General features: G+C 56.5%; 10 protein-coding genes. 3 read left to right on the top strand and 7 right to left on the bottom strand.

Annotation, left to right across the window (positions count from 1 at the left end; genetic code table 11):
* The 5 genes from larB to cysK all read right to left on the bottom strand — a co-directional run bounded on the left by larB (nt 1) and on the right by cysK (nt 5,348).
* Nucleotides 1-786, bottom strand: coding sequence for a nickel pincer cofactor biosynthesis protein LarB (larB, locus tag Fuma_RS03725; protein WP_077022960.1), 786 nt, complete (start codon nt 784-786; stop codon nt 1-3).
* A 3-nt stretch (nt 787-789) separates the two neighbouring features.
* Complete coding sequence (locus Fuma_RS03720) at nt 790-2,220, bottom strand: ArsB/NhaD family transporter (RefSeq protein ID WP_077022959.1); 1,431 nt, start codon at nt 2,218-2,220, stop codon at nt 790-792.
* A 16-nt stretch (nt 2,221-2,236) separates the two neighbouring features.
* A complete protein-coding gene (locus Fuma_RS03715; protein WP_077022958.1) occupies nt 2,237-3,091 on the bottom strand; it encodes a hypothetical protein in 855 nt (284 codons plus the stop codon).
* Between the two features lie 78 nt (nt 3,092-3,169).
* On the bottom strand, nt 3,170-4,273 hold the full coding sequence (aroC, locus tag Fuma_RS03710; protein ID WP_077022957.1) for a chorismate synthase: 1,104 nt from the start codon (nt 4,271-4,273) through the stop codon (nt 3,170-3,172).
* Between the two features lie 139 nt (nt 4,274-4,412).
* A complete protein-coding gene (gene cysK / locus Fuma_RS03705) occupies nt 4,413-5,348 on the bottom strand; it encodes a cysteine synthase A (protein ID WP_077022956.1) in 936 nt (311 codons plus the stop codon).
* Between the two features lie 725 nt (nt 5,349-6,073).
* Here cysK and Fuma_RS03695 point away from each other — a divergent pair.
* Both Fuma_RS03695 and Fuma_RS03690 read left to right on the top strand, forming a co-directional pair.
* Nucleotides 6,074-7,627 carry a hypothetical protein gene (locus Fuma_RS03695; protein ID WP_077022954.1) on the top strand — a complete coding sequence of 518 codons (1,554 nt, stop codon included), beginning with the start codon at nt 6,074-6,076 and terminating at the stop codon, nt 7,625-7,627.
* Nucleotides 7,628-7,748: 121 nt separating this feature from the next.
* On the top strand, nt 7,749-9,197 hold the full coding sequence (locus tag Fuma_RS03690; protein ID WP_077022953.1) for a sulfatase family protein: 1,449 nt from the start codon (nt 7,749-7,751) through the stop codon (nt 9,195-9,197).
* Here the strand turns inward: Fuma_RS03690 and Fuma_RS03685 are convergent.
* Entirely contained in the window at nt 9,187-10,314 is a 1,128-nt protein-coding gene (locus tag Fuma_RS03685) for a D-TA family PLP-dependent enzyme (RefSeq protein WP_077022952.1), read from the bottom strand. The genes Fuma_RS03690 and Fuma_RS03685 overlap by 11 nt on opposite strands.
* Nucleotides 10,315-10,550: 236 nt before the next feature.
* Here Fuma_RS03685 and Fuma_RS03680 point away from each other — a divergent pair, with 236 nt between their 5' ends.
* Nucleotides 10,551-11,723, top strand: a complete 1,173-nt coding sequence (locus Fuma_RS03680; protein WP_077022951.1) for a serine/threonine protein kinase — start codon at nt 10,551-10,553, stop codon at nt 11,721-11,723.
* A gap of 50 nt (nt 11,724-11,773) precedes the next feature.
* Here Fuma_RS03680 and Fuma_RS03675 read toward each other — a convergent pair whose 3' ends face one another.
* Nucleotides 11,774-12,385 carry a hypothetical protein gene (locus Fuma_RS03675; RefSeq protein WP_145943952.1) on the bottom strand — a complete coding sequence of 204 codons (612 nt, stop codon included), beginning with the start codon at nt 12,383-12,385 and terminating at the stop codon, nt 11,774-11,776.
* Nucleotides 12,386-12,514 lie beyond the last annotated feature (129 nt).

Below are 12,514 nucleotides of genomic sequence, written 5' to 3'. Positions count from 1 at the left end.
TCAGTCGTCGTCCCGGGAACTGGCAGCGCGCGTGGCGATCATTCCTGCCACATAGCCGCCTCGAAAACCACCGTCGATATTCACCGCGACAACGTTCGATGCGCAACAGGTCAACATCGACAGCAGCGCCGTTACGCCGCCGAACGACGCACCGTAGCCCACCGATGTCGGCACGCCAATAATCGGGCAGCTCACATAGCCGCCTACGACAGATGGCAGCGCGGCTTCCATTCCCGCCACGCAAACGATCGCCGACATCCGCTGAAGCAGCGGAACATGTTTGATCAGCCGTTGAGGTCCAGCCACGCCGACGTCTTCGATCAGCACCGCCGGCACATCCATCCAGCGCAGGGTTTCCAGAGATTCCTGAGCCACCGCTGCATCGCAACTTCCGGCGCTGATGACGGCCACGGCAGGTTCCGCGTCGGAAACACCAGGCGCCGAAACATTCTTCATCGTCAGCGTTCTGGCGACGTGATTGTAGTGGACATTGGGGAACGCCTGCTGAACGACGGCCGCCTGCTCCGGCGAAACGCGAGTCACAAATCCGGCTTGTCCAGCGGCGGCTTGACGCTGGAGAATCTCAACAATCAATTCGGCCGGTTTGCCTTCGCCGTACACGACCTCCGGAAATCCGCACCGGGACGCTCGATCAATATCCACAGCTGCGCCGGGGACTTCCGCGGTCGTGGCGCTGGTGATCGCGTTGACGGCGGAATTCAACGCGTCGGGGTCCGGCAGAAATGTTGCCAGAATGTCGCGAAGTTGTCGTGAATCTGGCAGCATAAATCAGATTGCGATCAGAACGTAAACGGTCGCCAGAATGATCTGCACGACAGCAAATGGGGTGGCCAACTTGACGAACCCGAAGAACGTGAGATCCAGTTGTTGTCGATGAATAATGGTCATTGCGACCACTGTTGAGGCGCTTCCAATCGGAGTGATGTTGCCGCCCAGGTTGGAACCAAAAATCACGCACCACCAGAACGGCGACGCCGGATCGGTTTCAAGCGCGGCCAGAATTTGAGCCAGCATGGCAGCCAACGGAATGTTGTCTGTCACAGAACTGGCCACTGCCGAACTGCTTAACAGCACAGCAGAATTCACAGGGTCCGGCAAACGTAACAAGGCGGCAATCCCCTGCCCAATCACGTCAAGCACCCGCGCGTTTTCCATGACGTGAATCACGACAAACAACGACGCGAAAAAAGCCAGCAGGTCCCAATCGACGGCGGAGTAAAACTTATCGACCTCGTTCTTATAAGCGATCAAAACCACGCCGGCGAAGAACAGTGCAATAAAGCCCATTTCTAATTTGTCGAGCCCGAACGGAAGCGCTGACTGTCCGGCAAGGCAGGCGATAAAACACACCAGAGCTCCCACCGAGAACCAGAAAAACCGCTTCGTGGGAATGCTCTCTGTCGGATCGAAACTATCGACAAGCCGACGCGCTTCCAGTTTGTCTTCTTCAGACTTCAGAGCTTTGATGCCGAACTTCCACTTGGCCATCAGCAGAGTCACGGCGGTTGCCACGACCACATACGGAGCCGCCACGAAGAAGAATTTGGCAAAGCTGATGCCCGCCGTCTTCCCCACAATGATGTTCGGCACACTGCTGATCAATGTGAGTAGTCCGCCGACGTTGGTGAGCAAACCTTCGGTCACCAGAAAGCCAAGCAGCAATTCGGTACGGTTAAGTTTCTTCAGGGATACCGTCGTCAGCGATCCAATAATGATCATTGCCGTGACGTTGTTCAGAACGGCCGAAAACAGGACCGTCAGCAGCCCGTAAAAGATCAGCAGTCGCCACGGATCGCCGCCGGATTTGCGAGTCAGCGAGATGGCCATCCATGTGAAAACACCAGACCGACTAGTGACTTCGACAAACAGACTGGCGCCCAGGATGATCGTGATGACGCCCCAGTCGATCGAAGGAATGTAGACCGGCAGATCGATTTCATGGCCGTTAGGAAGTTCGACGGGGCCGAACTTAAGCAGCTTCATCAGTGTGGCCAGAATCAAGCACAGCCCGGCGAAGCTGCCGACGATGATCGATTTCTTGGCGTGAATTTTTTCTTCCAGCGCCAAGGCCGCAATCATGGCGACCAGGATCAGGCCGAATAATACGGTTTCCCATGCAGGCACGTTGTGAGCAGCAGTCTCGGCTGCCAACAAAAGCGACGATCCGTCGAAGCAAAAGCGAGTGAACTCATTCATCATTTCGAATTCCGTTTCCTCACAGCAACAGCATCGAAACGTCGGTGAGTTCAACGCTTAACGAATACGCTCGACCATGCATCGCCAACTGGTCGTCCGCTTTGGTATTCAGCACCAGTAAGTCGACGTCGTGTTCCTGAATCAGCGCCTGATAGTCACGCAGGTGGTGGCCGCGGCCCACAAAACTGTTGACGGTAATGTTTGGACCTTCGCCGTCAATCACTTTGGAACAGTTGTCGATAAATTCCTGAGCGTCCGCCAGAAGCTGGTTTTCGATCAGCACTCGAGCGTCGTCCGAATCAATTTCCGGTATGCGGGCAATGACCGCCATGTAGCGTTCAAAGGCGACGTCGTCTTCGACGTGGCACAACCAGATTGAGCCGCCACTGCGACACATTCGCACGCCATAGTTAATCAGCCGGTTGTCACCGCTGATGTGGTCTGCCACCACCATCACACGGTCACAAACGCGGTCGTGGACGCTGACCGGCTGAGCGGCCGTTCCGGGCAGCACAAGCACCGGTATGGAAGTCGTCTGCGTCAGCACGTCGAGGTACACACCGAGGCTGTGCTGAGGAACCAGTGATTCTTCCTGCAGGTGACGGTACGTGATGATCAGGTCGGTCTGTTTTTGATCGAGTATTTCCAGCAGCTGCGCGACGGTGTGATATTCGCTGCCGGTAATTGTTCGCCATTCGCCAGCTTCGGCCAGTCGCGGCAGGAAGGCTTTGACCATCGCTTCCGTCTGACTGGCTTTGTCAGCATCATCGTCCGTCACGATGGTCACGGACCTAATCGGGATCTCAACGTACTGAAACAGTTCGCGTTCGGACCGGCGAAAAATGGATTCGAATTCGTCTATATGATCAGGCACGAGTTGAATTCTCCGCAGGCGGGCAGCGACAGGTATTTCGTAAGCAGGTGCTGGACTCTGAAATTTCAGAGTCCAGTTTCACCGATCAATCGCTTTCCATCTCAACCAATGATCGGCCAACACGATCGCCACCATGGCTTCGCCCATCGGAACAAAACGAGGCAGAAGACAGGGATCGTGGCGACCTTTGGTACTGATTGCCGTGGGCGTGCCGTCGCGAGTGACCGTGGGTTGTTCTTTGGCCAGACTGCTGGTCGGCTTGATGGCAGCTCGCAGCACAATAGGCAGCCCGGAACTGATTCCGCCCAGCATGCCGCCATGTCGATTGGTCGCTGTGGTGATGGTTCCGTCACGAGATTCGAATATGTCGTTGTTCTCACTGCCCCGCAATTCGGCGCAACCGAAGCCGATGCCATATTCGACACCCAGCACAGCCGGCAAACTAAACAACGCCTTCGCCAGATCGGCCTTCAGCTTATCAAAGACAGGTTCGCCCAAACCGGCTGGCACGCCGGTGGCTACAATCTCAGACACGCCACCGATCGAATCCGTGTCCATCCGGACGGTGTCGATCACGTCGATCATCTTCGCCGCCGCATCGTAGTCAGGACACCGCACGATATTCGGCGAACCATCGGGAAGTTGTTCGACCTGCTGCAGCGACACGTCCTGCGGCGAAGGAATATTGGCCTTTACCGAACCAACCTGACAGACATAACCCGTTACGCGACCACCAAAGTCACGTTCGATCAGCTTCTTCGCGAGCACTCCCGCTGCAACTCGAGCCGTCGTTTCGCGAGCGCTGCTGCGCCCGCCGCCTCGATAATCGCGGAATCCGTAGCGGGCGTCATATGTGTAGTCGGCGTGGCCCGGGCGATATTTGTCCTTGATGTCCGAATAGTCTTTGCTGCGCTGATCCGTGTTTCTGATCAGAATGGCGACGCTGGTGCCTGTCGTACGACCTTCGAAGATCCCTGCGAGAAATTCCGGGGCGTCGGCTTCCTTACGCTGCGTTGTCAGCTTACTTTGCCCCGGCCGGCGACGATTTATGTCGACCATCAGGTCGTCGACCGAAACAGGAATCCCCGGCGGCACTCCATCTATGATGACGACATTCCCCGGCCCATGACTTTCGCCAGCTGTGGTGATGCGGAAGAACTGTCCGAAGGAATTGCCGGGCATAGACAGGTGAGGATCGAGGGTTGAAAAAGGAATTTCGAATGATGGGGAAAATCGCAGTAGGAAGGGGCGGCACCGATGAACGCGTTAATGCACGCCCCAAGCCTCACCCCTCGTTCCTAAACACCCAACCTCATCCCGTCTAGGATTGGCGAGCGTATTCGAACATTGGCGTCGACAGATAACGTTCTCCGGAATCGGGCAGGATCACGACAATCGTCTTGCCTTCGGCTTCCGGGCGAGCCGCAACTTTCAGTGCGGCGGCCATCGCAGCTCCGCAGCTAATGCCACAGATAATGCCTTCTTCACGAGCAATGCGAGGAGCCATTTCCAGCGATTCGTCGCCCGTGACCTGCACGATTTCGTCAATGATGCTGGTGTCACAGTTGTCCGGAATAAATCCAGCGCCCAAACCCTGGATCGGGTGTTTGCCAGGAGGGCCACCGGACAAAACAGCGCTGGAGGCGGGCTCAACCGCGATACATTTTACGTCCAGGCCTTTGTCCTGTTTCAGAAAACGACTGACGCCTGTAATGGTGCCCCCCGTGCCCACGCCGGCGACGAAGTAGTCGATATTTCCTTCGGTGTCTTCCAGGATTTCCGGGCCAGTGGTCTTCTGGTGAATGGCCGGATTTGCAGGATTCGAAAACTGTTGAGGCATAAAGAAGTTGTCCTGCTGAGACATCTCAGTTGCCTTTTCGATCGCTCCCTTCATCCCTTCTGCGCCGGGAGTCAGGTGCAAATGAGCGCCGAAGGCTTTCAGCATCATGCGGCGTTCTACCGACATCGTATCCGGCATCGTCAGCGTAAGCTGATAACCGCGAGCGGCACAGACGTACGCCAGTGCGATGCCGGTGTTTCCGCTGGTCGGTTCTACCACCTGCATGCCGGGCTTCAACACGCCTCGTTCTTCTGCGTCCCAGATCATCGACGCGCCGATGCGGCACTTGACGCTGTAGGCCGGGTTGCGGCCTTCAATCTTTGCCAGAACGGTCGCCTTCAGGCCTTCCGTGAGGCGATTGATTCTGACCAGTGGCGTGCGGCCGATGGAATAGGAATTGTCCTGAAGGATGGGCATCCGTCCGTCTTTCTACAACGACTGAGGTGGGGAATGGTGTAGGAGTCTCTTCTTCAGCGATTTCTCGACAGGAAATCAACCGGTGGCGTTCCTGTTCTATCACGCCTTGCGATGCCCGTTGTTTAGCAAATTTCCGCCTAAGCGTCAGGTCAGAGTGCGGGTTGTCCCGATTGGAACCTGAAAATAGCCCATTTTGCGCGGAAGCGGCTGCGTCGGCATCTGTTCAACCAGTGCCAGCCGATGCGGCGGTTCCTGTGCTGCTGCGTCCAACTGCAAAGGCCAATGGCTCGTACAGCTCGGCACAACCGGCAGAATCCGCTGATTTTTCAGTCAGGTGGAATCCCTACTGCTAAGTCGTCGATAGGAGAGTGCGGGGTACCCTCACGCCTGGCTGCCGTTCGGCTGCGGAAAAGCTGGTGACAGATGCGTGGGCCGCCCTGCTATCTTCTTGACTCAGTGCATTCCGCAAGTAACGATGTACTTGAAGACCAAATCGAAAATTCGGCATCTATGCAGTTGACGGTAAACTTTGTGCAGCTTGCGTGAATGAAAAACGCAACATTTGGGCACAATCGGCAACAGCACCAAAACAATTCCGGCAGGACGCTTGTAGTTTTTTGTGTCCGGGCCTGATCCGGTCAGAATAGTGCTAGGTTGAAAACGCCGAGGCATCAACAATTGCCTCGTATTGGCATCACGGCCGTACACACAGCAGGAACCACAACATGGCTCAAAACAAAAACGGCCCCGTCATTGGCATGGCCATCTTTATGCTACTGACCGTAGTCCTCGGTGGCTTCCTGTATTACATGGCTGGTGAAAACCAGAAGATGTCGGCTCAGCTAACGGCCGCCAATAACGAACAGCAAAGTGTCAAAGCGACCATCACGCAGCAAAACAACGAACTCACGTTGCTAAAAGACCTAGTCGGCGACTACGGCCCTGGCGACGAAGTTGGCGTGGGTGACCCCAATGCGGAGGAGAGCATCAACGCACAAGTCCGGAAGCTGATTAGCGATAAAGCGGGTGACGAAACCGCCGTTCCTCCCAACTTGAGCGGTGCACTGATTCGCACGGCCGCAGAAAGCGATAACCACAGCTTTGCAGCCGACAGCCGCCTCCAGATGTACAACACCAAGACACGCGAACTGCAGCAGACAATCGCTGCCAAAGATGAAGAAATCGCAAAGCACAAACAGGCTCGCGAAGAAGCTGAGACCAGCCTGGTATCGCGGGAAGCTGAACACAGCAAGCAGATGGCCAACCTCGAACAGGCCAACGACACCCTGCGTGCGGAGAAGGCGGAACTGGACCAGCGATTGAACCTTGAGATCACAAACCTGTCCACTTCGCTGCGAGATGCGAACGAACGGAACGATCAATTCCAGAAGACAGTGGAAAGCCTGCGGGACCGTCTTCGCAAGATTGAAGACTTCAGCTTCTTCAAGCCCGACGGTATGATCACATCAGTCGATCACCAGCAGCAGCTTGTTTACGTCAATGTTGGAGCCGCCGATGGCTTGACTGTCGGAGTGACGTTTTCGGTTTATGGTCGCAAGAATTCCGGCGTCGGCAAACTTGCCACGTCAGATATCAAAGGCAGCGTCGTGATTGTGAAACTGCTCGGAGCAAACCGAGCGGAAGCTCGCATCGTCGGCGAAAAGGCAGGCGAACCAATCGCGCCGGAAGACCCAATCTTTTCTCCAATCTTCCAGTCGGGCCAGTCGATCGAAATTGCAGTCATCGGTCAGTTGAAGAGCGAAGGCCTGACGCGAGATCGCTTCCACAGCCTGCTGCGTGACCACGGCGTCACTGTAGCGATTGAAATCGATGATGAAGGCAACATCACCGACGGGCGCGGCAACATGATCACAGAAGAGGAGATGAAACGACGGATCAACGATGGCGTTTCCACGCTTCGCTTTGTCGTGCAGGGTGACTACGGTCGAGACACCAAGGACCCAGCACTGGTCAAGCTATTCGACGTCATTCGTCGAAACTCGGAAGCCGTGTTGGCAGCGTCAGAACCACAGGGAATTTATCCAGTCGGTCTTGGCACTTTCCTTGAACACATCGGCTATCGCCGCAACCACACAGCGTGGACGCCGGATTCCAGCGATGGATTCCCGTCCCGACTTGCCAATGGAGCTCGCAGCCCCATGGTCGACGGCACAGTCGGAGCCCGCGAGAGCTTTACGCCGATCTCCGGAATCTACGGCGGTCGCAAGAGCCCGAATTCCGTTTCTTCCGGGGCGGTTAGCAAAAAGTACAGCAACTAAACGCCGCCGTTCAGCGGTATCGATACGAAGGAAGCCCGGCTTTTGTTAAAGCCGGGCTTTTTGCTTGCTACAATTAGCGGCTCGCCGTTAACAGCAACCCCGATACCCTGGAAGCCGCGCCATGACACCGTTTTCGCAGCGCCTCGTTACTGTCTTCTTCTGCCTGGTTGCCGCTTCGCACGCCACTGCTGCTGTGCCGCCGCACATCGTGTTGGTGATGGCGGACGACATGGGCTGGGGGCAGACGGGTTACTACAACCATCCGGTCTTGAAGACGCCCAATCTGGATGCAATGGCGGCAAACGGGCTGCGGTTTGACCGCTTCTACGCGGGTGCGTCGAATTGCTCGCCGACACGAGCGACGGTGATGACCGGGCGGACCAACGATCGCACGGGCGTGACCAATCATGGCGTGCCGCTGCGGCCTCAGGAATTCACGATTGCTCAGGCATTGCAGAAGGCGGGCTACGAGACAGCTCATTTCGGCAAGTGGCATTTGAACGGCATGCGAGGTCCGGGTGCTCCAATCTTAAAGGACGACATTCGCAGTCCGGGCATGTTCGGCTTCGACAAATGGCTGTCCGTCACCAACTTCTTCGACAGAGATCCCATCCTTAGCCGCGCGGGTGAGTTCGAAGAGTTCCGAGGCGATTCGTCTGAAATCGTGATCGACGAAGCGTTGAAGTTTATCAGCAGAAATGCGAACCAGAGCAAACCATCGTTTACCGTTGTGTGGTTTGGGACGCCGCACAGTCCGTTCGTGGCAGACCGCGACGACCGATCGCACTTCCAGGAACTCGACGATGCGTCAGCCAATCACTACGGCGAACTGGTGGCCATGGATCGCAGCATCGGCACGCTGCGGCAACGTCTGCGAGAACTCAAAATCGCGGATGACACACTGTTCTGGTTTTGCAGCGACAACGGGGGCCTGCCACGAATTAAGCCGGAAACCGTCGGCGGTTTGCGAGGTTTCAAGAACACCGTTTACGAAGGCGGTTTGCGAGTTCCCGCGATTATCGAATGGCCCAACGGTATCGACACGCCTCGCATCACAACTTATCCGTCTTCGACACTGGACATCTTTCCCACGCTGATTGATATCGTCGGCGCAGCCCCGTCGCCGCTGCCGCAGGATGGCATCAGCTTGAAGCCACTGCTATCAATAGATCTCAAGCAGCGGCCTCAACCCATTGGCGTACGGCACACGGGTCGAATGGCGTTAATTGACAACGACTACAAGTTGCTCAGCCTGCCGCCAGCGGCCGCCAAAAAGGGAAAGCAAAGCAAAGCCGATGGCCCAACATTCGAACTCTACAACGTCACCAAAGACCACAAAGAAACACACAACCTGCTGGAAGAACTTCCAGCCGTGGCCGCTCGCATGAAAGCGGCTCTGGCCGAATGGAATGAGTCAGTTGAACGCAGCGTCGCCGGATTGGATTATCCGGAGGGCAAGGTCGTCCCGCTCGATCCCGGGCCTCGCTCATGGCCCGAACTGGATGAATACAGCGAATACCGGGATGCCTGGCGAGATCGGCCTGAGTTCAAGCGGTACATCAAACCGTAAGACGGCGGTTTCGTGCGGTCACGGGCCACGGATCAATCAGCTTGCCGTCTTTCATCACCGCAACTTCCTGATGCAACGCACTGGTCGGACAGATGTGCGTGGGAATGCCAAGCAGCAGGTCCCCCGGCTGATAACGTTGAGCGGCATCGGTTTCCAGCACCAGATGTTCTTCGTTATGAATGACTTGCCGAGCATCCGGCAGGTCGGGAAAGAACACGCGATGTCCCTTGGGCGGATCTGCCGCGATCGCCTTGTTGCCCAGGTCGAGACAAATGCGATCATGAGTCGGGCGACTGATGACTCGCGTAATAACCACGGCCGCCGGCGTGAAATCCAAATCCGGAAAATGGCCGCCGTAACCGGCGTCGTGAAAAATGCTGGTGCCGGGGCTGAGCGTGATTTCTGGTGTATCGAGTTCGGCGTAGATCGGAAACGTCGGGCTGCCGCCGCACAATAATTCCGGAACGTCGCAGCCCGCTGCTTCGCAACGCTGCTTCAGGCGTAGAACCGCAGGCCATTCCTTCAGCACCGCATCGCGACGTTCATCCAGCGATTCCTGATGTTGATGTCCGTCGTAAACGTGAAACCCTGCCGCCTCCAGACCGGGGGATTTACTGATCGTTTGATACAGCGCTAACGCTTCGTCGCTGTCCGGCAAAACCCCCGTGCGATGCTGCCCCACGTCCACGTCCAGCATCACTCCGATCGTCACGCCAGCAGTGCTGGCGGCTTCAGATAGCTGCTGCAGAGGCACCGGGTGGTCAGCAGTAACGGCCAATCGCACAGCGGGATACTTCTGCTTTAGCTGGACCACTCGACCAACGTTCGGCCCAACCGGGTTGTAAGCCAGCACCACATCCGTCGCACCGGCATTGGCCAGCATCTCGGCTTCGGCAACGGTGGCCGCCTTGTGCTTTGTCACTCCTTTGCTTAGCAGAATTTTGACAACGTCTGCCATCTTGTGAGTCTTACAGTGAGGTCGCAGGCGGTCGACGTCATTTGCGCCGGCGATCATGTGGTCGATATTGCGTTCCACCTGATCCGCAAAGACCAGCAACGACGGGCTGCACAGCGATTGCAGTGATTCGATATCAATTTCGGGAATAGTGACAGGCATGAAGCGTCCGTATTAGTGTGGTTAGCGGGCACGGATCGGTTCTCGAATAAGTCGGGAATCTGTTTCCGTTCAGCAACGAACCATAGGGAACACCGCTGGTCCGGAAAAGAGTCCCGCAGCTGTTCTTTCGAGCCCGACGGGAAAGGGTTGACTCAGCAGCCTGCAGCAGTGGACACTATCTCATAGCGTCGATTTACAAATTCACGCCGTTTCAGCGGACAGCAGCGGGGTTGGCAATGAGTCTGTTTCATAAGAAAAACAAGGTCGAATCGGTCGATCTCAGCAGACGGTACAACCTGATTGGCCGAGTTGGCCAGGGCAGCATGTCCAAAGTTTGGCGAGCCGAAGACCCGATGAACGGCCAGTCCATCGCGGTCAAGGTGCTCGACAAGGAAAAAACGCTTCGCTACGAAGCTCGCTTTAAAGGTCTGCACAAACCCAGCGAAGCCGACATCGCGTTGTCGCTGAAGCATCCGAATATCGTCAGGACGCTGGAGGTTGGTCAGACAACGGAAAACGAAACGTATCTGATCATGCCGTTCGTTGAAGGCTGTGGCCTCGGCCTGCTGGTCGACCTGCAAAACGATCGGATGAAGCGTTACCGCACAAGGTACATGATCGAAATCGGCGACGCCCTCGCTTACTTCCACAAACAGGACTGGATCCACCGCGACATTTGCCCTCGCAATATCATGGTGACGGAAGACGATCACATTAAGCTGATCGACTTCGGGCTGACCGTGCCCAACACGCCCGATTTTCGGAAGCCAGGCAACCGCACTGGCACTGCCAACTATATGGCTCCTGAACTGATCAAGCGCCAACCCACCGATCAGCGTATCGATGTGTTTTCGTATGCTGTGACGTGCTTCGAAATGTATGCCAAACGTCATCCGTGGGATGCGGCCATGACAATTGACGCCGTCATGCAACACATCAACAAACCGCCGGTTCCGATTCTGGATTTGTGTCCACGCATGGATCAGCAGATCGCCGGAATCATTATGAAGGGACTGGAAGCCAATCCCGGCGAACGCTGGCAGAACATCGACGAGATGGTCACCGAACTGCGCACAGCGGAAGCTCGTTTGGTGAAGGTGACTCGCGAACTACTCGTGTTGCGCAAACAGGCCGCTGCAGGCGGGAAGCAACGGCCCAAAACAGAAAAGAAAGCTGCAGCCAGCACCGCGCCACCTCTAAAGAAGGCGGCGCCTGAAAAGCCTGCCGCACCCGCCGCAAAAGCGAAGGCACCAGTTTCAGCGGCCGCAAAAGCTAGCGTGAAGCGGTCGTCAGAGCAGAAGCCGGCTAAAAAAGCGGCAGCCGCGAAGGCACCCGTCGTAGCGCCACCGCAAGCCGATTCGTCAGTGAATGCATCGGACGATTCCGATGAATTGCTGTCGCTCGACTAGCGGACTTTGAACTCCCTACACAACCTGCATGAGTGACGACGTTAGCATTCTTAGGGTTCAAGCGGCGCGTCGGCGTCCAGACCTGTCGGTGGTGTTGCCAGTGGCGGAAGCGGATCGACTTCCGGATCGGGATCACCGGGCTTGCGAACAGGCCTGACAGCACGACCGATTACGCCACCAGACCAGCCAGCCCAACCTGAGGCTCGGATCACATGATCCAACGTGCGACGGCGACGCGGTGAATTCGTTTCGGTCTGACTGGCCACGTCGGTGCTGTCCATCAAAGGCACGCTCTCTGGCAGCCTTTGGGCAAGTCGAGTCAACCGGCTAATCATTGATGGCTCGGACGCCAGCAACACTGGTGCGAGATTCGACGGCGTAGCACCTGACTTCGTCGCGGCTGGTTTTTGATCGCCAAACGCGGCAGGCGGTACCGGTGCGATCGGTGAACTAAGTGGCGTCAGCCGAGACTCAGCTTCTACGTTGCGCCCGGCGACTCGCGCTGGCGAAGTTGATGCGTCCCCGGAAGCGGCCACTGCCTGGATGGCACTGCAAATCGGTGTCGATGCCTGGGGCAATTCGGCATGCACGACGCTTGACGCCGCCATCGCAACAAACGCCGTCACAGAAAATGCAGAGGGAAATCGAGTTCTGATCTCCATGGCGACATCCTTTCGCACAGTAATTTTGACCTCCGATACAGTTTTTATCTGCCCTCAGGGCGCGAATATTCATGCGAAGTCCGCAATCCGCCGCCAGACCGCACAATTTGTCGTGAACGCGACTCGTCC

The sequence above is a fragment of the Fuerstiella marisgermanici genome (assembly GCF_001983935.1).
Classification (GTDB): Bacteria; Planctomycetota; Planctomycetia; order Planctomycetales; family Planctomycetaceae; genus Fuerstiella; species Fuerstiella marisgermanici.
Note: the sequence above shows the minus strand (reverse complement) of the source record. Positions and strands in the feature narration are given on the sequence as shown.